The organism is Pseudomonas sp. DD1 (assembly GCF_044510355.1).
GTDB classification, from domain to species: domain Bacteria; phylum Pseudomonadota; class Gammaproteobacteria; order Pseudomonadales; family Pseudomonadaceae; genus Aquipseudomonas; species Aquipseudomonas shahriarae.
The window spans coordinates 156,255-180,298 of sequence record NZ_MSAJ01000022.1 but is presented as its reverse complement, the minus strand read 5'-3'; the positions used below and the strand labels follow the sequence as shown (position 1 = coordinate 180,298).

Genomic DNA, 24,044 nt, shown 5'->3' with positions numbered 1-24,044 from the left:
AGGCAAGTCAGCTCCCACATTTGATTGCATTTCAAGTTGATTAAGCCGTCCACGGCGACTGGCGAATCACTTCGACAAAGTTCATCGGCTTGAACCCCGGCTCCTGATCCACCAGCACATCGGTCTTCACGTTGCCAAACGTGGTCTGCGGGCGATGGCGCAACCCGTCGGCAAACGCGCAGATGATGCACTCCTTGAACCCTTCACCCCGTGGATGCGCATGCACCACCGCCTCGCGCTGCACGTGGGTAAACGCGGCGTAGTCCATGCCCAGCACGTCCATCTCCACGCCAGCGGTCACCAGGGCGACGGTAGGGCGCAGGTGCTTGGGCACGCCTGGCGTGGTGTGCAGGGCGATGGACAGCCATACTTGCTCGATATCGTCATCGCTCAAGCCATAGGGCTTGAGAAAGGCGGCGGCCGCGTTGGCGCCGTCCACTTCAAAACGCTCGTCATCGCTGCGATGCCCCTCCATCAGGCCCAGGTCATGGAACATCGCGCCGACGTACAGCAGTTCCGGGTTATAGGCCATCTGCTTGCGCTCGCCGCTCAAGGCACCAAACAGGAACACCCGGCGGGAGTGGTGGTAGAGCAGGTCGGATTCAATGTCGCGGATGTATTCGGTGGTGGCCTTGGCCAGGGCGCTGTCGGGGATTTGGATGCCGGCGATGGTGGTGCTCATGGTCATGATCCTCAAGAAAGCGCGGGGTTGGCGCTGATGAGTGCAGTCTGATCGCCCAGTTGCCAGGCAACCACCGCCGCAGGGGCGCGATCCCGGCCAATGTGCCTTCATATCGCGCCATGGTTGTACACGATCCAATGTGGGAGCTGGCTTGTCTGCGATAGCATCGCCTCGGTACATCAGGTATACCCAGGTGATGCCATCGCAGACAAGCCAGCTCCCACAGGGTTTTGCGACAGTCCGGAGGAAGGTTTACCCATGCACAAGACCGTCGCGATCCTGATCTTTCCCGGCGTCCAGTCACTGGATGTGACCGGTCCCATGGATGTGTTCTGCGAGGCCAATCGCTTCCTGGCGCCGGAGGATCATTACCAACTCGAAGTCATCGGCCAGGTCCAGGGTCAGATCGCCTGCTCCAACGGCCTGTCATTGCAGGCCCACACCCATTACAGCGAAGCCCTGCAAGCCTATGACCTGCTGTTGGTCGCTGGCGGCCCGCAGTTGCCCTTCGAGGATTTCGGCCTGGCGTTCAATCAATGGCTGCAGGACGCCAGCGCCAGGGCCCGGCGCTTCGGTTCGATCTGTAACGGCGCCTTCATGCTGGCCCGGGCCGGATTGCTGGATGGCAAAACCGTCACCACCCACTGGAGCGACGCGGCTGATTTGGCGCGCCTGTGCCCCTCGACTCAGGTCGACGCCGACCGCCTCTACGTGCAGGACGGCAATCTTTACACGTCGGCCGGGGTCACGGCGGGTATCGACCTGTCGTTGTACCTGCTGGCCCAGGACCACGGCCCGGAAGTGGCCTTGAGCGTGGCCAAGCGCCTGGTGGTGTTTACCCAGCGCAGCGGCGGCCAATCGCAGTTCAGCCCGTTTCTCACGCCCCACGCCGAAGCCACCTCAGCCGTGGCACAGGTGCAGTTGTACGTGCTGGCGAACCTGACCGGCGACCTGGGCATTGCTGACCTGGCCCGCGCGGCCAATATGAGTGCGCGTAATTTCTCGCGGGTATTTGCCCGTGAAGCGCAGATCACCCCGGCGGAGTTTGTCGAGCGGGCGCGGGTGGATGCGGCGCGGGTGCTACTGGAAAGCAGTACGGCGCCGCTGAAGACCGTGGCCTACCAATGCGGCTTTCGCGACGCCCAGCACCTGCGCAGTGTGTTCAATCGCCGGTTGGGGGTGACGCCGCAGCAGTTCCGACTCAACTTTGCGGCGCCGGTTTGAGCTCCCACATGTTTAGTGTGTTTCTTCAGGGCTGTTGTGGGGGGCGGGCGGGCAACAGTTTGAGGGTGCCACGGGTATTGGCCTGGACCTCTTCTTCATCAAAATGCGCCTGTTCGTACCCGCCTTCGATATAGGTCTCGGCCTGATCGGCATAGTGCTTGTCGAATGGCACGCCGCTTTGGCCCACCGGGTTGATGGTCAGGGCGTGAGCGGCGTCGGCGAAGTCCACCAGGCGTCGGGTGGACGGGCCGTAAGTCACCGGCCACGGTGCCGGGCCAATGATTGCCGACAGGTTGTTCGGCACTTCGTGGCTGCCCGGTGCGGCAAACGGCCCGACGTTGACGATCTGGTCCAGCGGCTGCTTGATGCCCAGCGGATGGCCGTGGGTCAGGGTATGGGCCTTGCCCCACTGCCATTGTGCCGGGTCGTCGCCGAAGGTGCTTTTCAGATGGGCCAGGCTGTTGTCCCAGGCGCGCTTGACGGTCGCGGCGCGCTGCCCGTTCCACCACGGCGAATCGGCAGCGGCGGCCAGGCGCGGCAAGGCGGCGTCGACCACACGGGTGGTGATCAGGGTCTTGAACATCTCGTCACCCAGCTTGGGACGAAAGGCCGCGTCGGTCAGGTCGTATAACAGTTGGTTGAACAGCGTGGCCGGGATCGACTCCACCGGGTAATCGCCTTTCCACGCGGCCAACTGTTCCAGCAACTTGAGTTCGGCGGGATCCTTGACCACCTCGCGCAGCACCGGCAACAGCGGCGCCAGCAGGCGTGGCCCGTAGGCGGTGGTGGTGCCCAGTTGCAGGGCCTGGCTGTTGTCCAGGTCCCATTTGACCTGGTTGTCGCTCAATTGCGCGTTCAACTGTTGGCCACGGTCCGCCAGGTTGTAGTAGCCGGGGATCTGCATGCCAGTAGGCGACACCGGCTGGGCATTGGCCGAGACCACGTAGCCACGGGCCGGGTTTTCTTCCTGGGGGTTGGCGCTGAAAGGGTAGAAGCCCAGCTTGTCGGCCTGGGCGGTGCTGCCATCGAGGATGAATCCGGCGTTGGCCCCGGCCGGGCGGATCGGCAACTGCGCTGCAGCCCACCAGCCAATATCGCCCTTGGCATTGGCCCACACGATATTCAGCCCCGGCGCATGCACCTTGGCCACTGCCATGCGGGCCTTGGCCAGGGTGTCGGCGCGGTTGAGCTGGTAGAAACCATCGAGGATCGGGTTTTCGGTATCGAGGAACGCCCACCACATGGCAATCGGCGTGGTGCCGGCATTGGCGCCGAGCACGTCGTTGATGATCGGGCCGTGGGGCGACTGGCGCAGGGTCAGCGTCACCGGGGCCTGGCCCTTGACCGCGATCTGTTGCTCGCTGGTCGTCATGTCGACCCACTGGTCGTGGTAGCGCACCTGGTTGGGGTTGTCCGGGTTGACCTGCTCGGCGATCAGGTCGAGGTCATCGTTCTGGAACATCGTCAGGCTCCAGCCGAACGCTTTGTTGTGGCCCAGGAACGCCACCGGCACCAGGGCGTTGTGATAACCGTAGAGTTCAAAGCCGGGCGCCGACAGGTGCGCCTCGTACCACACCGACGGCACCGAGAAGCGGATATGCGGGTCGCCCGCCAGCAACGGCTTGCCGCTCTTGGTGCGGTTGCCGCTGATGGCCCAGGCGTTGCTGCCTTCGAACTGCGGCAGGCCATTGTCGGCCAGGGCCTGCTCGCTGAGGCGGGCGATGGCACTCAAGCCCTGCCAGTCGGCGGCGGCCAGGCTCAGGTCGCCCTTGGGTTTCCAGTCGAGGTCAAACACCTTCAGGTAGTCGCTGCCCAGTTGGTCGCGCACGTAGGTCAGCAAGGGCTCTGTGCGAAAAGCTGCGGCAAAGCTGTAGGCCAGGTAGCCGGCGATGCTGATGGTGTCTTCGGCGGTGAACGGCCGCTTGGGGATGCCCAGCACGTCAAACTCCATGGGGCTGGCGTGGCGGTCCTGATATTGGTTGATCCCGTCCAGATAGGCTTGCAGGGCCTTCCAGTGCGGTGACTGGCGGTCCATCTGCGCCGCGTAGGTGGTGGCGCGCTCGCGGATGCGCAGGCTGCGGAACAGTTTGTCGGTGTCGAGCAACTTGGCGCCGAGCACCTCGGCCAGCTCACCGCGCGCCAGGCGGCGCATGATTTCCATCTGGAACAGGCGGTCCTGGGCGTGCACATACCCCAGGGCGCGATACAGGTCGGCCTCGTTCTCGGCGCGGATATGTGGCACCCCACGGTCGTCGTAGCGCACCGTCACCGAGCCTTGCAGGTTGGCCAGCTCCACCGTGCCCTGGCGGGTCGGTTGCTTGCTGTAGACGTACCAGCCAGCCCCGAGGGCGATCAACACCAGCAGGGCCGCGAGACCCGACAAGACGCGCTTCATGAACGATCCTTATTATTAGAAGTTGGGCTAGGAGCCTTTTGGCCAGGAACAATAGCAGCCCACCGCCAGGGTGTGGGTCGCATTCACCGCGCGGCCGCCGTTGAGCGCCTGCAGGATCGGTTCGATAAAGCTGTTGCTCGAATTACAGGTCAGGCCCTCGCTGTACGGGCCGAAATACGCCAGTTTGCCGTTGCGGTCCCAGATGCCTACCGCTGGGCTGGCGGGTACCTGGTCGGCGCCGGGCAGGGCGGTGATGATTTTCATCGCGCCGAGGTTCTCGGGCAGTTGGCCGTGGCTGCCGGCTTTTTGCAGGGCATAGAACTCCACGCCCTGGGGCGCGTATTGCTCGATCAGTTCGCTCAGGTGCTGCTGGTTGCCGACATTGCACGGGCAGGCTGGGTCCCAGAAGTGCACCAGGCGGATCGGGCCGGGCCCGGCGAGGTCGTCGGGCAGGCGCAGCAGGTCGCCGGAGAACACCGCCGTATGTTCGCTGAATGCCCGCAGGTAGCGGCCCTGGAACCAGTCATACGCGGCCCACAGCACGGCGGCGCAGATCAGCAGGATCAGGCTGGCGAGCAGGGCAGAGCGGTAGGGTTTTCGCATTCAGAACAATCCTCGACGGTGGCGTAGCTTGCCATGCTTGCCCTGACAGATGAATATCGCGACTCGATATTCATCTGTTCACTGCTGTGAAGCCCTAGTCTGGAAGTACTTATGCCCGTTACCTTTGACCCCGATCATCTGCGCGAAAGCTTGCGGCCCCTGGTGGACGCGCAGCCGCTTTCGGCTGAGGCCAGGGTCTACCAGCGCTTCTACGGGCTGGATCTGGCCGCGCGCAAAACCCTGGTGGCCAGCCGCCTGGGGCGCTTCGAAGTGGATGGGTTCGAGGTAGTCAGCCAGGTCTGGTGGCCGGCGCAACCTGTGGCAACACTGTTTATGTTCCACGGTTTTTACGACCACATGGGGTTGTACCGCAGCGTGGTGGAGTGGGGCCTGGACCAGGGCTTCGTGGTGATTGCCTGCGATTTGCCGGGCCATGGCCTGTCCAGCGGTGAGCGCGCCAGTATCGACGACTTCGCGGTGTACCAGCATGTGGTGCAGGGCTTGTTCGCACAGGCCGACGCGCTGCAGTTGCCCAAGCCCTGGCATCTGTTCGGGCAAAGCACTGGCGGGGCGATTGTGGTGGACCATCTGCTCAACCAGGGCGCCAGCAGCCCGGCGCAAGGCCAGACCTTCCTGTTGTCGCCACTGGTGCGGCCGCGTGCCTGGGGTTGGTCGCAACTGAGCTATTACCTGCTCAAGCCGTTCGTCAAAGGCATCGCCCGACGTTTCAGCGATAATAGCAATGACCCGGCGTTCCGTCCGTTCCTCGAAGCCGATCCGCTACAGCCCCGGCAGTTGCCGACCGCCTGGGTGGGCGCGCTGGCGCGCTGGATCAAACGCATCGAGGCCGCGCCCCGCAGCACGCGACGGCCCCTGATCGTGCAGGGCGAGGAGGATATGACGGTGGATTGGCAGCACAATCTGCAGGTGCTGCGCGGCAAGTTTGATCAGCCGCAGATCCTGATGTTGCCCAAGGGCCGGCATCATCTGGCCAATGAACTGCCGCAAATTCGCGAGGAATATTTCAAGTTTCTCAGCGACCATCTGACCTGACGCAATCAAATTTGGGAGCAGGCAAACCCGCTCGCAGATTGTTACGGGGCCAGGCTTGAAGTGCTTTGCCCCACCGCCAGCCCTGCGCGGATCGCCGCCAGTGCCGCCTGGTAGTAAGCCTTGCCTTCTGGCGATTCGGCAAAGGTGGCGAACTCTTCCAGCTCCGGGTCCGACAGATCCCGATAGACGTACAGCAAAGTGTTGTTCAGGTCATTGCCGATCTGCTGCATCAAGCGCTCGCGCTGGCCGTTGAGCATGCTTTGCGCCTGACCGCCGCCCAACAGGCCGGGGATCATCTGGCTCAGGCTGTCTGCGGCCACGCCGGCAATCGCCAGGCTGACCTCGGCCCCGGCTTCGCGGGCGGGCAGGGCCTGGGCCAGGTGGCCGATGATCAGGCTGCGGGTGGCGTCGGCCTGGATCTGCGGCAAGCCCTGGGCGTTCTTGGCCAACTGGTCACGGCGGGTCGCCAGCAACTCGGCGGCGACAATCTTGCGCCCCAGCGGCGATTGGAAAAACGCCAGCGCCGGTTTGGGGTCCGCCAGGTTCTGGCGCAACTGGGCTTCGGCGCGCTGATCCATGGCCTTGGGGGCGAAGCGTTTATTGCTGTTGTCCACCAGCGCCTGGTACACCGCCGGCGGCAAGCTGTTGCGGTAGCGCTGCTGGGCAGCACTCAAGGCGTCATTAAAATGCGCGCGTTGTTCCGGCCAGCCGGCGACCGCATACAACTGGTCATGGCTGTCTGCCCAGGCGGGCAATACGCAGAACATCAGCAAGGATAAAAACAAACGACGCATAGGGACTCCTGTCAGTCGGCCACTATTGTCCGTGTCGGGCGTAGGATTTGTCGAGAAGTCCTATCAGTCACCTGACTAAAGTGTGTTTAGGCGCTAGGCGGCGCTGTCGGTTTGCCAGGCGTATGGATACTATGCGCGCCATGCAAATATCCCCTGATGACCCGCTGCTGCTACGCATTGTCGACGACCTGGCCGTGAAGGGCTGGTCGCAGCAGAACATCTTCCTGCCAGAGGCTCTGACCCTGGAACTGGCGGCTGAGTGCCATAAACGTGCCGCTGAAGGTGAATTGGCACCGGCCGCTGTCGGACGCGGCCCGGCCCAGGAGATTCGCGAGGGGATCCGTGGCGACCATATCCAGTGGCTGGAGCCCGGCCAGGCAGCTATCTGTGACCGCTATCTGGCGTTGATGGACAGCCTGCGGCTGGCGATGAACCGTGGGCTGTTCCTCGGCCTGGAAGAGTTCGAATGCCACTTCGCCATGTACCCGCCGGGGGCGTTTTACCTCAAGCACCTCGACCGTTTTCGCGACGATGACCGGCGCATGGTCTCGGCGGTGGTCTACCTGAACCAGGACTGGCTGCCCGAGCACGGCGGCCAGTTACGCATGTACCTCAAGGACGGCGTTGAGCACGATGTGGACCCCGCCGGCGGTTGCCTGGTGGTGTTCCTGTCGGGGGAAGTGCCCCATGAAGTCCTGCCTGCCCACCGCGAACGCTTGTCCCTGACCGGCTGGTTTCGCCGGCGGGGCAACGAGCCGTTTTGAGCATGCAAAAGATTCTGGTCAGCCGCTGCCTGCTGGGGCATCGCGTACGTTACGACGGTGGGGCCAGCGGGCCGTTTGACCAACTGGCGACCTGGCAAGCCGAGGGCCGAGTGGTCGCGGTGTGTCCGGAAGTGGGCGGTGGCCTGCCTACCCCACGGCCATCTGCCGAGATTCCGGGCGGGCAGGGCATGGATGTGTGGGAAGGCCGCGCCCAAGTGTTGACCGCCAATGGCGAGGACTTCAGCGAAGCCTTCCTTGACGGCGCGCGCCAGGCCCTGGCTTTGGTGCAGCTTCATGGCATCCGCATCGCCGTACTCAAGGCCAACAGCCCGTCATGCGGCAACCTGCTGACGTATGACGGCACCTTCAGTGGGGTGAAAGTCACGGGCGAAGGCGTGACGGCGGCGTTGCTCAAGCGCCATGGGGTACTGGTGTTCAGCGAGCTGGAGCTGGTTGAGGCGGCTGCCGCCCTGGCCCAGCTCTCAAACCCCGCTTAAATCCCATGTAGGACCAGCCTTTTGTGGGAGCGGGCTTGCTCGCGAATGCGGTTTATCAGTGCCAGATTTGTTGACTGACACACCGCTTTCGCGAGCAAGCCCGCTCCCACACAAGCCCGCTCTCACACAAACCTGGCCCCACATTGGTTATTTGGCGGGTTTGCTGGTATCTGCCTCAAACCACTTTTCCGACAGCGCCGTCAGCCGCCCATCGGCCTTGATCCGCTCCAGTGCCTTGTCCAGGCTCGATTTGAACGCCGGGTTGCCCTTCTGGAAGGGGATGGCCAGGGTCAACGTGGCCTTGGCATCGACACGGCTGCGCAAATCCACGCCCGCGGTGGGCTTGGCGGCAAATTGACTGCTGGTGAGTGTATTCAGGCCGCTCAACAGGGGTTTTTGCTGCTTGTTAGCAAGCATCTGGGCATTGGCATAGCTATAAGGCGCGCTGAAATCGAAACGATCCTGCAGTTCAGGAGTCACAGCGATGTGGTTGATCGCCACGTCGTACTTGCCGCTTTCCACGCCGGGCAGCAAGTCGCTGTCGTCGGTGGTGATAAAGGAGGCGCGTACGTCCATTTCCCGAGCCAGTAACTCACCCAGTTCCACTTCAAAACCGGTGAGTTTGTCGCCTTCCTTGAAGTTGAAGGGCGGCGTGTCCGCTTCCAGGGCAATGCGCAGCTCCCCACGGTCAAACACGTCGTCGAACAGTTCGGCGTGAGCCAGGGGGCTCAGCAAAGGCAGCACAAGTAACAGGCCAGGCAGAAAACGCATGGTCACTCCTAAAGAATTCGAAGGTGCGAGACGCGGTTAAGGCTCGCTTTGCTATGGTGTCGAGTGCCTTGGACAACGTTTCGTCACTAAGTTGTCATAACCCTACAGATTTCACAGAAAAACTGGAGAAGTTAATGAAAGCCATTTTGTCTCGTGCAACCCTGGCCAGCCTGCTGCTGGGGGCTTCAATGCTGGCGTCTGCCGCAGATATCCCACGTACACCGGCGCCAAAGGGTGCTGAAGTGTTCATTGTTTCACCCAAGGATGGTGCTACGGTCGATAAGACCTTCACCGTCGAGTTCGGCATCAAAGGCATGGACCTGGAACCCATCGACAAACAGGTGCCAGGCGCAGGCCATCACCACCTGCTGGTCGACCAGACCCAATTGCCTGACCCAAGCCAGCCGATTCCGGCCACCGATACCGTGATCCACTTCGGCAAGGCGCAAACCAAGACCGAGCTGACCCTGGCCCCAGGCAAGCACACCCTGCAACTGGTGGCGGGCGATAACCTGCATCGTCAGTTCGAGCCTACTGTAGCCTCAAAAGTGATCACCGTTACCGTCAAGTAAGATTTGTTCAGACGAAAAAAAGGGAGCCCCGAGGGGCTCCCTTTTTCGTACACGCTTGAAACCTTAGAACAACACGCGGCTACGAATAGTGCCGCTGATGTGCTGCAGCTTCTCTTGCGCCAGGTCCGAGTACTCGGCGTCGACGTCGATCACCACGTAGCCGACCTTCTCGTTGGTCTGCAGGAACTGACCGGAGATGTTGATGCCGTTTTCCGCGAAAACCTTGTTGATCTCCATCATCACACCCGGGATGTTCTGGTGGATGTGCAGCAGGCGGTGCTTGCCAGGGTGAGCCGGCAGGGCCACTTCCGGGAAGTTGACCGAGGACACCGACGTACCGTTGTCGCTGTACTTGACCAGCTTCTCTGCCACTTCCAGGCCGATGTTGGCCTGGGCTTCAGCGGTGGAACCGCCGATGTGCGGGGTCAGGATCACGTTGTCCAGGCCGCGCAGCGGGCTTTCGAAGATGTCGTCGTTGGAGCGTGGCTCCACCGGGAACACGTCGATGGCGGCGCCGATCAGGTGCTTGTCCTTGATCGCGTCGGCCAGGGCATCCAGCTCGACCACGGTGCCGCGTGCGGCGTTGATCAGGATCCCGCCCTTCTTGATGGCGCGGATTTCTTTCTCGCCGATCATCCACTGGGTCTCAGCGGTTTCCGGCACGTGCAGGGTAACGATGTCGGACATGCCCAGCAGTTCGGTCAGGCTCGACACCTGGGTGGCGTTGCCCAACGGCAGCTTGGTCAGGGTGTCGTAGAAGAACACCTGCATGCCCAGGCCTTCAGCCAGTACCGACAGTTGGGTACCAATGGAGCCGTAACCGACGATACCCAGCTTCTTGCCGCGGATTTCGAAGGAGTTGGCCGCGCTCTTGATCCAGCCGCCACGGTGGCAGGAAGCGTTCTTCTCAGGGATACCGCGCAACAGCAGGATGGCTTCCGCCAACACCAGCTCCGCCACGGAACGGGTGTTGGAGTACGGGGCGTTGAACACTGCGATACCGCGCTCGCGCGCTGCATTGAGGTCGACCTGGTTGGTGCCGATGCAGAAACAGCCGACCGCCACCAACTTCTTGGCGTGGTCGAAGATCTCTTCGGTCAACTGGGTGCGGGAGCGAATGCCGATAAAGTGCGCGTCGGCGATCTTTTCCTTGAGCTGGGATTCCGGCAGAGAACTGGTGATGTACTCAATGCTGGTGTACCCGGCGGCCTTTAGGACGTCGACGGCCGATGGGTGGACGCCTTCCAGAAGAAGGAACTTGATCTTGCTCTTATCGAGAGAAGTCTTGCTCATCTGCGTAAACCTGTATCCCGGAGAAAAATGGCAGGGAATCGGATCGCTTAAGCTGACCCGGACGGCAGGAAAGCCGTCACCGCAGAAACGCCCTTGGGCTCTGTCCTGCGGGGGCGGTATGCTAGCATACGCGCCCCGCTAAACACTCATTCCTGCGACGTGAAGCGTTCTCAGGATGACCATGAATTGTTCGAGAGTTCTGTCGATGACCCATCCTGCCCTGATTGATGAGCTAAAGACCCTGGTTGAGCCCGGCAAAGTGCTGACCGATGCCGACTCCCTGGAGGCTTACGGCAAGGATTGGACCAAGCACTTCGCCCCCGCGCCGACCGCGATCGTCTTCCCCAAGACCATTGAACAGGTGCAGGCCATTGTCCGCTGGGCCAACACGCACAAGGTGGCGCTGGTGCCATCCGGTGGGCGTACCGGTCTGTCGGCGGCCGCCGTGGCGGCCAATGGCGAAGTGGTGGTGTCGTTCGACTATATGAACCAGATCCTCGATGTGAACCTCACCGATCGCACCGCCGTGTGCCAGCCGGGTGTGGTCACCAAGCAGTTGCAGAACGTCGCCGAAGAAAACGGGTTGTACTACCCAGTGGACTTCGCCTCGTCCGGTTCCAGCCAGATTGGCGGCAATATCGGCACCAATGCCGGCGGGATCAAGGTCATTCGCTACGGCATGACCCGCAACTGGGTGGCGGGCATGAAGGTCGTCACCGGCAAGGGCGATGTGCTGGAACTGAACCGCGACTTGATCAAGAACGCCACCGGCTACGACATGCGCCAGTTGTTTATCGGCGCCGAAGGCACCCTGGGCTTTGTGGTCGAAGCCACCATGCGCCTGGACCGGGCGCCGAAAAACCTCACCGCCATGGTGTTGGGCACTGCTGACTTCGACTCGATCATGCCGGTACTGCACGCGTTCCAGAGCAAGCTGGACCTGACCGCCTTTGAGTTCTTTTCCGACAAGGCCCTGGCCAAAGTCCTCGGCCGTGGCGATGTGCCGGCACCGTTCGACACCGAGTGCCCGTTCTACGCCCTGCTGGAATTCGAAGCCACTACCGAAGAAGTGGCCAACCACGCCCTGGAAACCTTCGAACACTGCGTCGAGCAGGGCTGGGTGCTGGATGGCGTGATGAGCCAGAGCGAAACCCAGTTGCACAACCTGTGGAAGCTGCGCGAGTACATCTCCGAGACCATCTCCCACTGGACGCCGTACAAGAACGACATCTCGGTCACCGTGTCGAAAGTGCCGGCATTTCTCAAGGAAATCGACGCGATCGTCGGCGAACACTACCCAGACTTCGAAATTGTCTGGTTCGGCCATATCGGTGACGGCAACTTGCACTTGAACATCCTCAAGCCGCAAAACCTGTCCAAGGACGAGTTCTTCGCCAAGTGCGCCACCGTCAACAAGTGGGTGTTCGAGACCGTCGAGAAGTACAACGGCTCGATCTCCGCGGAGCATGGCGTGGGCATGACCAAGCGCGACTACCTGACGTACAGCCGTTCTCCGGTTGAAATCGAATACATGAAGGCAGTGAAAGCGGTGTTCGACCCGAACGGGATCATGAACCCGGGCAAGATCTTCGCTGTTTAACCATCACGAAAGAGGAAGCGGGCCATGAGCTATCAGCACAAGTACGTCGACGGCACCAACATCCACTTTCCACTGGGTAAAGTGGTCTGCATCGGGCGCAACTACGCCGAACACGCTAAGGAACTGGATAACCCGGTGCCGACCGAGCCTCTGCTGTTTATCAAACCGGGCAGTTGCGTGGTGCCGTTGGAAGGCGGCTTTGCCATTCCAGCCGAGCGCGGTTCGGTGCATTACGAAGCGGAAATCGCGGTGCTGATCGGCAAACCCCTGTCGAAAACCCCGAGCCGTGAAGAAGTGCTGGACGCCATCTCCGGCTTCGCCCCGGCCCTGGACCTGACCTTGCGCGACAAGCAGGCCGAACTCAAGGCCAAGGGCCTGCCGTGGGAAATCGCCAAGTCCTTCGACGGCGCGGCGGTCATTGCCCCGTTCGTGGTGGGCAGCACCTTCCCGGACTTTACCGATATCGGCATTCGCCTGAGCATCAATGGCCAGGTGCGCCAGGACGGTAACAGCGCGCAGATGCTCAACCCGATCGTGCCGATGATCCAGCACATGGCCGGTTGCTTCTCGCTGCAGGCCGGGGATGTGATCCTGACCGGCACCCCTGTGGGCGTGGGCCCGCTGGAAGTGGGTGACGAGCTGGTGCTGGAACTGCCGGGTGTCAGTCGCTTCGAAAGCGCCGTACGCTAACCCCATCCCTCTGTAGGAGCCGGCTTGTGTGGGAGCTGGCTTGCCTGCGATAGCATCCCCGCGGTGTGCCTGATACACCACGGTGCTTGCATCGCGGGCAAGCCCGGCTCCCACACAAGCCCGTACACAGATTATTTGTGCGTGCTGCGCACATCGGGGTTTTGCATTTTTTTCACACGCCATCCGGATAATCCTCGGCCATATGGCACCCAGGCGCTCTGAGCCCTGGGCCATCACCGACAGCCGATTATCTGGAATGCCTCCATGGCCGTACCCCTTTCTTCTGCGAATCCCACCCCGCGCCCGCGCCTGAATATGCGCTGGTACTCCTGGCTGTTGCTGGCCGGGGTGATCATGTATGGGGTTTCCTGGTTGATGCACTGGGATGACCGGGGCGCGTTATGGGTGTTGGAGCGCTTTGAAAGCCCGGTCGAACGCCGAGAAAGCGTCTGGCTTCCGGACTACCAGACGGTGATCGACGCCAAGCCATTGCCCGGCATGGAAAAGGACGAAGCGTCGGACCTGGCCTACAACCCGCAGACCAAAACCTTATTCGCAGTGATGGGTCGCAACCCGTTCCTGGTGGAACTCAGCCTGCAGGGCGATGTGCTGCGCAAGATTCCCCTGGTGGGCTGGAGCAACCCGGAAGGCGTGACGGTCATGGAAAACGGCGTGCTGGGCATCGTGGATGAGCGCAGGCACAACGTGACGCTGGTCAAGGTGGATGCCGACACGCGCCAACTGGCTTTCGCCGACTTCCCAAGCTACGACCTGGGCCCCTCCGAGAACCAGAACAAGGCATTCGAGGCCATTACCTGGGACAAACGCAATCAACAGCTGGTGCTGGGTATCGAGCGTCCGGCGCAGTTGTTTACCTGGGCCAGCGACGGCGGCCAGGTCCTGGCGGGCGACAAGCAGAAGTTGCCCAGCTCCGAACTGGATATCCGCAACCTCTCGGCCTTGAGTGTCGATCCGCGTACCGGCCACCTGTTGGTGCTGTCCGCCGACTCTCATCTGCTGCTGGAGCTGGACGAAAAGGGTCAACAGGTCAGCTTCATGACCGTGCTGGGCGGCTTCAATGGCCTGAAAAACACGATCCCCCGTGCCGAAGGCGTGACCATGGACGAAAACGGCACGCTGTACATGGTCAGCGAGCCCAATCTGTTTTATCGGTTCGATAAGCAGAAATAGCCGACTAATACGTCGGACTCTTCTCTATGCGCGGCATTCCCCAGACATTGAGCTGCGTTTAAGTTTAAATTCAGACGGCTGTGATATTCATTTGCCAGTTTTGACTTTGAGCCAGCCTCCATGCGCCGATTTGCCCGCCCCAAACCTGCCCTTCTTATTCTGTTGCTGATCGCCCTGGTTGCCGTGGGCGTGGTCGCCCAGCAGTTTCGATTATTCGAGCGCGCCTGGTTCAACTGGCAGACCTGGCGCCAGCCGTTGGATGAACGCTCCATTGGCCTGGCGGACTATGAGGTGGTGCTGGAAGCCCAGGTGATTGAGGGCTTGGATGATGATGTCTCGGCGTTGACCTACGACCCGGTGCGCAAGAGCCTGTTTACCGTGACCAATCAAAACGCCGAACTGGTTGAACTGTCCCTGGACGGCAAGATCCTGCGGCGTATCAACCTGGTGGGGTTTGGCGATGCCGAAGCGGTGGAGTTCATCAGCGAGAACACCTATGTGGTCAGCGATGAGCGTCAGCAGCGGCTGATCAAGATTCACCTGGAGGACGACACGCAGTTTCTCGACGCGGCCGAGGCCGAGCAGATGACCCTGGGTGTGCACCTGAAGGGCAATAAAGGCTTTGAAGGGCTGGCGTATGACTCGGTGGGCAAGCGCCTGTTTGTCGCCAAGGAGCGGGACCCGATGTTGATCTACGAAGTGCACGGCTTTCCCCATTTCAAACCGGAAAAAACCTACTCGGTCCACGTAGTCAACAACCCCCGACGCGATGCCGGGCTGTTTGTACGCGACCTGTCCAGCCTGCAATACGATGAGCGCAGCGGCCATTTACTGGCGCTGTCCGATGAGTCGTACCTGGTGCTGGAACTGGATATCGACGGTCGCCCCTTGAGCAGCTTGTCGCTGCTCAAGGGGCGCAATGGCTTGAAAAAACGCGTGCCCCAAGCCGAGGGTATCGCCATGGATGACGATGGCACGTTGTACCTGGTGAGTGAGCCGAACCTGTTCTATGTCTTCAAGAAAAAGCCCGAGCAGCGGTAGGCGCGGATCAGAACATCCATTGCACACCCAGCGAATAGCCGGTCTGGCTGCCTTCGGCATGGCCCAGGCGGCCGTTCACTTCGGCGTACACCCCAAGCTGCGGGGTGATCGCCAATTGGCTGCCGACCTGCGCGCGGCCGAAACTCTTGTCCACTGAACCCAGGCGTGCGGTGCGGGCCTGGCCGTCGGCGCGGGCGGTCAGGTCGAGGTCGTCGAGGCGGCCGTCGGCCAATTCCTTGACCCAGGCGATGTCGCCGTAGGGCATCAGGCTCAGGCCGTAAGGCAGGGCCACGGCGCCGCGCACACGCCAGCCGAGGCTGGCTTCCAGGGAATCGAAGGATTGCTCTTCATATTCGAGGGCGGTGCGCAGGTTCTGCTTTTCGTGGAACTTGTCGATGCGCGAGTGGCTGTAATCGAGCCCGGCAAACGGCCCGGTCTTGATCGCGCCCAGATCGAAGTCATAACCGCCGAGCACTCGGGCACCCAGGGACAGGGCGTCGGTCTCGCTAGTCAGTTGCTGGTTAAGCAGCACGGGGCCACCATTGGCCTGGATCAGCAGGTTGCGTTTTGAGTCGAAGCTGCTGTGGCCCACGCTCAGGTCGCCGGCCAGCCAGGTCGGGCCGCCGTCGTTCAACAGGGCGTAGACCGCAGCTTGCCAGGTGTCGCTTTGCAGCTTGCCACGGTGTTCCAGCTTGTCGCGGCCGTTGAGGTAGCTGAGGCTGGCGCCGATGTTCAGGCTGCTGCTCAGTTGATAGTCGCCCAGGGCATGCAGGCCCAGGCGCCGGGCCTCGGGGTTGGGGGCGGTGTCGAAGCCGCTGTCCGGGTTGTATTCGCCGTCCACGCCGATCTCGCCATCGAAACTGCCCACTTCGCGGCTGGCCGATTGCAGGGTCAGCCAGCGCCGGTCATGCAGGCGCACCATGGCCTGGTGCTGGCGCTGCAGGTTGTCCTGCATATTGCGCGCAACTGCGCCGCCCGAGCTGGTGGAGGCCATCAAGTCGGCATTGGTCAGCTCCAGCACCAGGCGGCTGAGCAGGCGCGAATAGTCGCGCAGGCGCTGGTCGATGCGTTCCTGGCCGAAGGCGTTGGTCAGGACCGTCTTGTTGTCTTCGGTGGGGTCGTGCCAGGTCGAGCCGCCGGGGATCGCCGGGTTGTCGGTCTGGGTGTAGCCGTCCAGGGCACCCAGTTCCCAGTTGGTGGCTTCCACATACAGGATTGGGATATTGAGCCCCTCGAAGGCTTCGCCGTCACTGCAACAGCCGGTGCCGGCGGGGTATTGCGCGTCCAGGCCGGGGTTGGTGAACAGGTTGATGTTCAGCTCCTTGGCGATCTGGAAGGTGTGCTCGCGCAATGAGGCGAGGGCCGGGTTGGCGGTGCTGTTCTGGCCGGCGTGGGCGTACATCATGTCGCCGGTGATCAGGCTGTCGAGGTTGATCATGGCCAGCATATTGGCGCGCTGGCTGGCGCTCAACGAATCGACAAAGGCCCTGGAGCCACGCAAGCCTTCCTCTTCGGCGCCGAAGCCGACGATCTGCAAGCCGTTTTCCAGTTGCAGGCCGCCGAGGTTCTTCGCCACTTCGGTCAGCACGCTGGCGCCGGAACCGTTGTCGTCCAGGCCTTGCAGGGCCGGGCGGCCGAAGTAGGTATCGAAGTGCGCGCCAATCACCACGTACTGCGGTTTGGTGCCGGCGGCGTAGGCCACCACGTTCTGCGAGGCGCGGCTGCCGCCATTCCAGGTGAAATCCTGGCGGCTGATGTCATAGGCGCTGCCCATCTGGCTCTGCATCCAGTCGGCGGCCCCGGCGAAGTTGGCCGTGCCGCGATAGCGGCCGGGGTAGTCGGTGATCAGCTTTTCCAGGGTGACATTGGCGTGCTCGCCATAGTCGTAGGCATGGGATTGAGTCGACAGCAGGGCACAGGCAACGCTGACAGCGAGGGCTAGGGGCTTGATCACAAGGTCTTCCTTGAGGTGGTTGAGGGAGTGGCTCGGCGGGACCGATTGCACAATGCGCGCCTCATTCCATGGGGCAAGCGCGAATTGGCGCGTTGTTGGAAGTGGGGGTCGCCTGGCTATAAGTTGTAACGGATTTGATACCAGATGCGGCGGGGGCTGCCGTGACCTGGCGCACAGATTGGGGCAGGCGGGGGAGGGGATGCTGCGAAAAGTAGCGTTTTTGTTACATGTCCATCGGATGGAGCGCGGTCAAAAATGTGGGAGCGGGCTTGCTCGCGAATGCGGTGTGTCAGCTAGCAAAATCGGTGACTGGCACACCGTATTCGCGAGCAAGCCCGCTCCCACAGGGGTTCTGTGTGTACTTAGGCCTTGAGGGTCTTCACGCCTTCACGGGTCCCCAGCAGCAGCACGTCCGCAGGCCGTGCCGCAAACAAGCCATTGGTCACCACACCGACGATGGCATTGATCTGGGTCTCCAGCTCCACCGGGTTGGTGATCTGCATGTTGAACACGTCGAGGATGATGTTGCCGTTATCGGTCAGCACACCTTCGCGGTACACCGGGTCGCCGCCCAGTTTCACCAGCTCGCGAGCCACGTGGCTGCGGGCCATGGGGATCACTTCGACGGGCAGCGGGAAGTTGCCCAGTACCGGCACCAGCTTGCTGGCGTCGGCGATGCAGATAAAGGTCTTGGCCACGGCCGCGACGATTTTCTCGCGGGTCAGGGCTGCGCCGCCGCCCTTGATCAGGTTCAGGTGCTCGTCGCTTTCATCGGCGCCGTCGACGTAGAACTCCAGGTCGCTCACGGTATTGAGCTCGTACACCGGAATGCCATGGCCCTTGAGGCGCGCGGCGGTGGCTTCGGAGCTGGCCACGGCGCCGTCGAATGCGCCCTTGTGCAAGGCCAGCGCGTCAATGAAGCAATTGGCGGTGGAGCCGGTGCCGACGCCGACGATGCTTTTATCGTCGAGTTTAGGAAGGATTAAATCGACGGCGGCCTGGGCCACTGCCTGTTTGAGTTGATCCTGGGTCATGCGGGCTCCGGAACGGGCGGGGAGTAAAGAGGGGCGCGAGTATAACCCAACAAAACCTCTGGATTCGTGTGGTCGTCCGGCCAAAAGGCGGGTTAGACTCCTCGGCCCTGCCCAACCCGCCCAGTGATGCTTTCCGATGCTCGAACAGTACGTCAAAAAGATCCTCACCTCGCGCGTTTACGACGTTGCCGTGGAAACCCCGTTGCAGACCGCCCGCCAGCTCTCCGAGCGCCTGGGCAACAAGGTCTGGCTCAAGCGCGAAGACTTGCAGCCGGTGTTTTCCTTCAAGATTCGCGGCGCCTACAACAAGTTGACCCAACTGACGGCCGAAGAACGCGCCCGTGGCGTGGTCACCGCCTCGGCGGGTAACCATGCCCAGGGCCTGGCCCTGGCGGCCAAGGTGCTGGGGGTCAAGGCCACGATCGTGATGCCCAAGACCACCCCGGAAATCAAAGTCGAAGGCGTACGCTCCCGTGGCGGCAAAGTGGTGCTGCATGGCGACTCCTTTCCGGAAGCGCTGGCGTATTCGCTGAAGCTGGTCGACGAAAAAGGCTACGTCTACATTCACCCTTACGATGATCCACACACCATTGCCGGGCAGGGCACCGTGGCGATGGAGATCCTGCGCCAGCACCCGGGGCCGCTGGACGCGATTTTCGTCCCGGTGGGCGGTGGTGGCCTGATTGCCGGTATCGCGGCGTATGTGAAGTACCTGCGCCCGGAGATCAAGATCATCGGCGTCGAGCCGGACGACTCCAACTGCCTGCAGGCTGCCATGGCCGCGGGCGAGCGCGTGGTGCTGCCGGCCGTGGGGATCTTTGCCGATGGCGTGGCGGTGGCGCAGATCGGCCAGCACACCTTCGATATCTGCAAGGACTATGTGGATGAAGTGATCACCGTCAGCACCGATGAAATCTGCGCGGCGATCAAGGATATCTACGACGACACCCGCTCCATCACCGAGCCTGCAGGGGCATTGGGCGTGGCGGGGATCAAGAAGTATGTGGAGACCCGTGGTGTCAGTGGCCAGACCTTTGTCGCCATTGATTCCGGGGCCAACGTCAACTTCGACCGCCTGCGCCATGTGGCCGAGCGCGCCGAGCTGGGTGAAGGTCGCGAGGCGATCATTGCCGTGACCATTCCCGAGCGCCCGGGCAGCTTCAAGGCCTTCTGCGAGGCTGTGGGCAAGCGCCAGATCACCGAATTCAACTACCGCTACCATTCCGGCAGCGAAGCGCACATTTTTGTCGGGGTGCAGACCCACCCGGAAACCGACCCGCGCAGCGCGCTGATTGCCAGCCTGAGCGAGCAGGGTTTCCCGGTGCTGGACCTGACCGAGAACGAACTGGCCAAGTTGCACATCCGCCATATGGTCGGCGGCCACGCGGCGCACGTCAGCAATGAACTGGTGTTCCGGTTCGAGTTCCCGGAGCGTCCGGGGGCCTTGTTCAACTTTCTTAACAAATTGGGCGGGCGCTGGAACATCTCGATGTTCCACTATCGCAACCACGGCGCGGCCGACGGCCGTGTGGTCGCCGGGCTGCAAGTGCCGGCCAACGAGCGCCATCTGGTGCCGGCGGCGTTGGCAGCGATTGGTTACCCGTATTGGGATGAAAGCGACAACCCGGCCTATCAGCTGTTCCTCGGTTGAGCGACTACGCTGATTGGGCGGCCTTTAAGGAATCGAGAGCATGGAATATCTGACAACCCTCAAGACGATCCACATGGTGGCAACGGTGCTGCTGTTGGCCAGTGGCCTGGCCCTGGCCGTGCTGAGCTGGCGCAAGCGCGCCGCTGGCCCGGCGGTTACGTTGCATCGGCCATGGCTGTTTGTCTGGTTGTTGATGGGCGTAAGCCTAGTGAGCATGCCGTTTACCGGCTGGTGGCTGGTGCACCTGGTCGGCTGGCCGTTGGGGCAGACGTGGATCCTGGGTTCCAGCGTGATCTACAGCATCGCGGCGCTGGCCTGGTTCTGGCTGGTGGTGCGCCTCAATCGCCTGCGGCTGGGCGGTACGGGCAGTGCGAAGTTCACCCTGGCCCTGGCGATTGTCAGCCTGGTGGGGTTTGTGGCGATTGCCGGCTTGATGGGCGCCAAACCCGTTTAAGGCTGGAAACCGGGTCGCCTTCATTCGCGAGCAAGCCCGCTCCCACATTCGACTGCATTCCAAAGGTGGAACCCGATCAAATGTGGGAGCGGGCTTGCTCGCGAAAGCTTTATCAGCCGCGCAGGCTAATCACCGGCCAGCCACGCTTCTGGGCCTCGGCCCGCAGATTTGCATCCGGATCCACCGCCACCGGATGAGTCACCTGCTCCAGCAGCGGCAGGTCATTCATCGAATCGCTGTAAAAATAGCTGTCTTGCAGGCTAAAGCCGGTTTCTTCCAGCCACCGATTCAAGCGCGTCACCTTGCCCTCACGGAAGCACGGTACATCGGTGCTGCGCCCGGTGTAGCGGCCATCGGCCATCTCGCATTCGGTGGCGATCAGGGTTTCAACCCCCAAACGTGCGGCAATCGGCGCGGTGACAAAGCGGTTGGTGGCGGTGATGATCACCAGCGTGTCACCGGCGGCGCGGTGTTTGGCCAGCAGTTCCACGGCCTGGGGCAGGATGATCGGCTCGATGCAGTCGCGCATGAAGTCGCGGTACCATTCGTCGAGCTGGGCCATCTCGGTGCTGCCGAGGATTTCCAGGCTGAAGTTCAGGTACGCGGCGTTATCCAGCTTGCCGGCCAGGTAATCCTGGTAGAACTCGTCGTTGCGGGTCTTGTAGGCAACGGCATCGAGGATGCCGCGTTCACACAGGTAATCACCCCAGGCGTGGTCACTGTCGCCGCCCAAAAGCGTGTTGTCCAAGTCGAATAAAGCCAGGCGCATTGCGGTTACTCGCTGAAAAGTCTGTAAAAAGGCGTCCAGAATACGGTCTTTTCACAAGAGTGCACATAAGGTAAGCAGCCTCGTTGCCGCTGCAACAAGCTTTGTGGAACAATGCGGCGACATGCGTTTGCGAGGTTGTTGCCGTGATCGACCCCGATGGTTTCCGTCCAAATGTCGGGATTATTCTTACGAATGATGCCGGACAGGTGCTATGGGCTCGCCGAATCAACCAAGATGCCTGGCAGTTTCCCCAGGGTGGGATCAACCCCGACGAAACCCCTGAAGACGCCCTGTACCGTGAGTTGAACGAAGAAGTCGGCCTGGAGCGCGAAGATGTGCAAATTCTGGCCTGTACCCGAGGCTGGTTGCGCTATCGTTTGCCGCAACGCCTGGTGCGTACCCACAGCCAACCGCTGTGCATCGGCCAGAAGCAAAAGTGGTTTCTCCTGCGCCTGATCTCCAACGAGCAGCGGGTGCGGATGGATTTGACCGGTAAACCGGAGTTCGATGGCTGGCGCTGGGTCAGTTATTGGTATCCGTTGGGCCAGGTGGTGACATTCAAGCGCGAGGTTTATCGTCGCGCTCTCAAAGAGCTTGCCCCGCGCCTTTTATCGCGCGACTGACGACGGAGTTCGACCCCGAGCCATGCTCAATACGCTGCGCAAGATCGTCCAGGAAGTTAACTCCGCCAAGGATCTCAAGGCGGCGTTGGGGATTATTGTGTTGCGCGTCAAGGAAGCCATGGGCAGCCAGGTCTGCTCGGTTTACCTGCTGGACCCCGAGACCAACCGTTTTGTGCTGATGGCCACGGAGGGCTTGAACAAGCGCTCCATCGGCAAGGTCAGCATGGCGCCCAATGAAGGTCTGGTGGGCCTGGTGGGGACGCGTGAAGAACCCCTGAACCTTGAAAACGCGGCCGATCACCCGCGTTATCGCTACTTTGCCGAAACCGGTGAAGAGCGCTACGCCTCATTCCTCGGCGCACCGATCATCCACCACCGCCGCGTTGTCGGCGTATTGGTCATCCAGCAGAAAGAGCGCCGCCAGTTCGATGAAGGTGAAGAAGCCTTCCTCGTGACCATGAGTGCGCAGTTGGCCGGGGTGATCGCCCATGCCGAAGCCACCGGCTCGATTCGCGGCCTGGGGCGCCAGGGCAAGGGGATCCAGGAAGCCAAGTTCGTCGGCGTGCCGGGTTCACCGGGCGCGGCGGTCGGTACTGCGGTGGTCATGCTGCCCCCGGCCGACCTGGACGTGGTGCCGGACAAGTCCGTCGATGACATCGACGCAGAAATCAAACTGTTCAAGACCGCCCTGGAAGGCGTGCGCGCCGACATGCGCAACCTGTCGACCAAGCTGGCCACCCAGCTGCGCCCCGAAGAACGGGCGCTGTTCGACGTGTACCAGATGATGCTCGACGACGCGTCCCTGGGTAACGAAGTCAAGACCGTGATCAAGACCGGCCAGTGGGCCCAGGGCGCGCTGCGCCAGGTGGTCACCGATCACGTCAACCGCTTTGAACTGATGGACGACGCCTACCTGCGCGAGCGCGCCTCGGATGTGCGCGACCTCGGTCGGCGCCTGCTGGCCTACCTGCAGGAAGACCGCACCACCAACCTGGTCTACCCCGACAACACCATCCTGATCAGTGAAGAGCTGACTGCCACCATGCTCGGCGAAGTGCCGGAAGGCAAACTGGTGGGCCTGGTCTCGGTGTTGGGCTCGGGCAACTCCCACGTGGCGATCCTGGCCCGGGCCATGGGCATCCCGACGGTGATGGGCCTGGTGGACCTGCCGTATTCCAAGGTCGACGGCATCTCGATGATCGTCGACGGGCACCGTGGTGAGGTGTATACCAACCCCAGCGAAGTGCTGCGCAAGCAATACGCCGAAATCGTCGAGGAGGAGCGCCAGCTGTCCCAGGGGCTCGATGCCCTGCGCGAACTGCCCTGCGTGACCCTCGACGGCCACCGTGTACCGCTGCTGGTCAATACGGGCCTGCTGGCGGACGTGGCGCGTGCGCAACAACGTGGCGCTGAAGGGGTGGGCCTGTACCGCACCGAAGTGCCGTTCATGATCAACCAACGTTTCCCGAGCGAGAAGGAGCAGCTGGCGATTTATCGCGAGCAACTGTCCGCCTTCCATCCGTTACCGGTGACGATGCGCAGCCTGGATATCGGCGGCGACAAGTCACTGTCTTATTTCCCCATCAAGGAAGACAACCCCTTCCTTGGCTGGCGCGGTATCCGCGTTACCCTCGACCACCCCGAAATCTTCCTCGTCCAGACCCGCGCCATGCTCAAGGCCAGCGAAGGCCTGAACAACCTGCGCATTCTCCTTCCGATGATCTCCGGCACCCACGAGCTGGAAGAAGCCCTGCACCTGATCCACCGGGCCTGGGGCGAAGTGCGCGACGAAGGCGCCGACGTGCCGATGCCGCCGGTTGGCGTGATGATCGAAATCCCGGCAGCGGTGTACCAGGCCAAGGAATTGGCACGGCAGGTGGACTTCCTGTCGGTGGGCTCCAACGACCTGACCCAATACCTGCTGGCCGTGGACCGCAACAACCCACGGGTGGCCGACCTCTACGACTACCTGCACCCGGCGGTGCTGCAAGCCTTGCAGAACGTGGTGCGCGACGCCCATGCCGAAGGCAAGCCGGTGAGTATCTGTGGGGAAATGGCCGGTGATCCGGCGGCGGCGGTGCTGTTGATGGCCATGGGCTTTGACAGCCTGTCGATGAACGCCACCAACCTGCCGAAGGTCAAGTGGATGCTGCGCCAGATCAACCTGAGCAAGGCCAAGGATCTGCTGGCGGAATTGATGACCATCGACAACCCGCAAGTTATCCACAGCTCGCTGCAGCTGGCCCTGAAAAGCTTGGGGTTGGCGCGGATGATCAATCCGTCTGCGACAAAAACCCTCTAGACCGAGGGGGGCCATCGCAGGCAAGCCAGCTCCCACACTTGGAATGCATTTCAAACTGTGGGAGCTGGCTTGCCTGCGATGACGGTC

At 61.9% G+C, this 24,044-nt stretch carries 22 protein-coding genes; 13 read left to right on the top strand and 9 right to left on the bottom strand.

Going from position 1 to position 24,044, the window contains the following annotated elements; translation table 11 throughout:
- Nucleotides 1-40: 40 nt before the first annotated feature.
- Nucleotides 41-682, bottom strand: coding sequence for an HD domain-containing protein (locus PSFL_RS14115; protein WP_057440607.1), 642 nt, complete (start codon nucleotides 680-682; stop codon nucleotides 41-43).
- Nucleotides 683-940: 258 nt separating this feature from the next.
- Between PSFL_RS14115 and PSFL_RS14110 the strand changes: the two genes are divergently transcribed.
- Nucleotides 941-1,906: a GlxA family transcriptional regulator gene (locus tag PSFL_RS14110; RefSeq protein WP_198799494.1), complete on the top strand. Its 966-nt coding sequence runs from the start codon at nucleotides 941-943 to the stop codon at nucleotides 1,904-1,906.
- Nucleotides 1,907-1,931: 25 nt separating this feature from the next.
- Here PSFL_RS14110 and PSFL_RS14105 read toward each other — a convergent pair whose 3' ends face one another.
- Both PSFL_RS14105 and PSFL_RS14100 read right to left on the bottom strand, forming a co-directional pair.
- A complete protein-coding gene (locus PSFL_RS14105) occupies nucleotides 1,932-4,301 on the bottom strand; it encodes a penicillin acylase family protein (RefSeq protein WP_397470190.1) in 2,370 nt (789 codons plus the stop codon).
- 27 nt (nucleotides 4,302-4,328) lie between these two features.
- A complete protein-coding gene (locus PSFL_RS14100) occupies nucleotides 4,329-4,904 on the bottom strand; it encodes a DUF6436 domain-containing protein (RefSeq protein ID WP_057440424.1) in 576 nt (191 codons plus the stop codon).
- Nucleotides 4,905-5,015: 111 nt separating this feature from the next.
- On the opposite strand from PSFL_RS14100, the gene PSFL_RS14095 reads away from it, so the two are divergent.
- Nucleotides 5,016-5,957, top strand: coding sequence for an alpha/beta hydrolase (locus tag PSFL_RS14095; RefSeq protein WP_057440423.1), 942 nt, complete (start codon nucleotides 5,016-5,018; stop codon nucleotides 5,955-5,957).
- A gap of 41 nt (nucleotides 5,958-5,998) precedes the next feature.
- Here the strand turns inward: PSFL_RS14095 and PSFL_RS14090 are convergent, their stop codons facing one another.
- Nucleotides 5,999-6,751, bottom strand: coding sequence for a DUF2059 domain-containing protein (locus PSFL_RS14090; RefSeq protein ID WP_057440422.1), 753 nt, complete (start codon nucleotides 6,749-6,751; stop codon nucleotides 5,999-6,001).
- A gap of 131 nt (nucleotides 6,752-6,882) precedes the next feature.
- Here PSFL_RS14090 and PSFL_RS14085 point away from each other — a divergent pair, with 131 nt between their 5' ends.
- A complete protein-coding gene (locus PSFL_RS14085; protein ID WP_057440421.1) occupies nucleotides 6,883-7,515 on the top strand; it encodes a 2OG-Fe(II) oxygenase in 633 nt (210 codons plus the stop codon).
- A gap of 2 nt (nucleotides 7,516-7,517) precedes the next feature.
- Nucleotides 7,518-8,012: a DUF523 domain-containing protein gene (locus PSFL_RS14080; RefSeq protein ID WP_397470189.1), complete on the top strand. Its 495-nt coding sequence runs from the start codon at nucleotides 7,518-7,520 to the stop codon at nucleotides 8,010-8,012.
- 147 nt (nucleotides 8,013-8,159) lie between these two features.
- Here the strand turns inward: PSFL_RS14080 and PSFL_RS14075 are convergent, their stop codons facing one another.
- Entirely contained in the window at nucleotides 8,160-8,783 is a 624-nt protein-coding gene (locus PSFL_RS14075) for a transporter substrate-binding domain-containing protein (RefSeq protein WP_115129227.1), read from the bottom strand.
- Between the two features lie 134 nt (nucleotides 8,784-8,917).
- Between PSFL_RS14075 and PSFL_RS14070 the strand changes: the two genes are divergently transcribed.
- Complete coding sequence (locus tag PSFL_RS14070; protein ID WP_057440418.1) at nucleotides 8,918-9,355, top strand: DUF4399 domain-containing protein; 438 nt, start codon at nucleotides 8,918-8,920, stop codon at nucleotides 9,353-9,355.
- 63 nt (nucleotides 9,356-9,418) lie between these two features.
- On the opposite strand, the gene serA is transcribed toward PSFL_RS14070, so the two are convergent.
- Nucleotides 9,419-10,648: a phosphoglycerate dehydrogenase gene (gene serA / locus PSFL_RS14065; protein ID WP_029289418.1), complete on the bottom strand. Its 1,230-nt coding sequence runs from the start codon at nucleotides 10,646-10,648 to the stop codon at nucleotides 9,419-9,421.
- A 205-nt stretch (nucleotides 10,649-10,853) separates the two neighbouring features.
- Here serA and PSFL_RS14060 point away from each other — a divergent pair, with 205 nt between their 5' ends.
- The 4 genes from PSFL_RS14060 to PSFL_RS14045 all read left to right on the top strand — a co-directional run bounded on the left by PSFL_RS14060 (nucleotide 10,854) and on the right by PSFL_RS14045 (nucleotide 15,170).
- Nucleotides 10,854-12,248, top strand: a complete 1,395-nt coding sequence (locus PSFL_RS14060) for an FAD-binding oxidoreductase (RefSeq protein ID WP_057960917.1) — start codon at nucleotides 10,854-10,856, stop codon at nucleotides 12,246-12,248.
- Between the two features lie 24 nt (nucleotides 12,249-12,272).
- Nucleotides 12,273-12,938: a fumarylacetoacetate hydrolase family protein gene (locus PSFL_RS14055; RefSeq protein ID WP_397470188.1), complete on the top strand. Its 666-nt coding sequence runs from the start codon at nucleotides 12,273-12,275 to the stop codon at nucleotides 12,936-12,938.
- A 264-nt stretch (nucleotides 12,939-13,202) separates the two neighbouring features.
- Complete coding sequence (locus PSFL_RS14050) at nucleotides 13,203-14,129, top strand: SdiA-regulated domain-containing protein (protein ID WP_397470187.1); 927 nt, start codon at nucleotides 13,203-13,205, stop codon at nucleotides 14,127-14,129.
- A 120-nt stretch (nucleotides 14,130-14,249) separates the two neighbouring features.
- Nucleotides 14,250-15,170 (top strand): SdiA-regulated domain-containing protein, encoded by a 921-nt coding sequence (locus PSFL_RS14045; protein WP_057960915.1) that lies wholly within the window; start codon nucleotides 14,250-14,252, stop codon nucleotides 15,168-15,170.
- A 7-nt stretch (nucleotides 15,171-15,177) separates the two neighbouring features.
- On the opposite strand, the gene PSFL_RS14040 is transcribed toward PSFL_RS14045, so the two are convergent.
- Entirely contained in the window at nucleotides 15,178-17,124 is a 1,947-nt protein-coding gene (locus tag PSFL_RS14040; protein WP_397470186.1) for an autotransporter domain-containing protein, read from the bottom strand.
- A gap of 362 nt (nucleotides 17,125-17,486) precedes the next feature.
- Nucleotides 17,487-18,158, bottom strand: a complete 672-nt coding sequence (gene rpiA / locus PSFL_RS14035; protein WP_057960913.1) for a ribose-5-phosphate isomerase RpiA — start codon at nucleotides 18,156-18,158, stop codon at nucleotides 17,487-17,489.
- 136 nt (nucleotides 18,159-18,294) lie between these two features.
- On the opposite strand from rpiA, the gene ilvA reads away from it, so the two are divergent.
- Together ilvA and PSFL_RS14025 are read left to right on the top strand one after the other, a co-directional pair.
- Nucleotides 18,295-19,809, top strand: coding sequence for a threonine ammonia-lyase, biosynthetic (ilvA, locus tag PSFL_RS14030; protein WP_057440412.1), 1,515 nt, complete (start codon nucleotides 18,295-18,297; stop codon nucleotides 19,807-19,809).
- Nucleotides 19,810-19,849: 40 nt separating this feature from the next.
- Nucleotides 19,850-20,263 (top strand): DUF2269 family protein, encoded by a 414-nt coding sequence (locus PSFL_RS14025; protein WP_057440411.1) that lies wholly within the window; start codon nucleotides 19,850-19,852, stop codon nucleotides 20,261-20,263.
- A 112-nt stretch (nucleotides 20,264-20,375) separates the two neighbouring features.
- Here PSFL_RS14025 and PSFL_RS14020 read toward each other — a convergent pair whose 3' ends face one another.
- The gene (locus PSFL_RS14020; protein WP_397470185.1) at nucleotides 20,376-21,032 is read right to left on the bottom strand and encodes an HAD family hydrolase; all 657 of its coding nucleotides are present in this window, start codon (nucleotides 21,030-21,032) and stop codon (nucleotides 20,376-20,378) included.
- A 143-nt stretch (nucleotides 21,033-21,175) separates the two neighbouring features.
- Here PSFL_RS14020 and PSFL_RS14015 point away from each other — a divergent pair, with 143 nt between their 5' ends.
- Nucleotides 21,176-21,655: an RNA pyrophosphohydrolase gene (locus PSFL_RS14015; protein ID WP_053128161.1), complete on the top strand. Its 480-nt coding sequence runs from the start codon at nucleotides 21,176-21,178 to the stop codon at nucleotides 21,653-21,655.
- 22 nt (nucleotides 21,656-21,677) lie between these two features.
- The gene (ptsP, locus tag PSFL_RS14010; RefSeq protein ID WP_057960910.1) at nucleotides 21,678-23,957 is read left to right on the top strand and encodes a phosphoenolpyruvate--protein phosphotransferase; all 2,280 of its coding nucleotides are present in this window, start codon (nucleotides 21,678-21,680) and stop codon (nucleotides 23,955-23,957) included.
- Nucleotides 23,958-24,044: the final 87 nt, after the last annotated feature.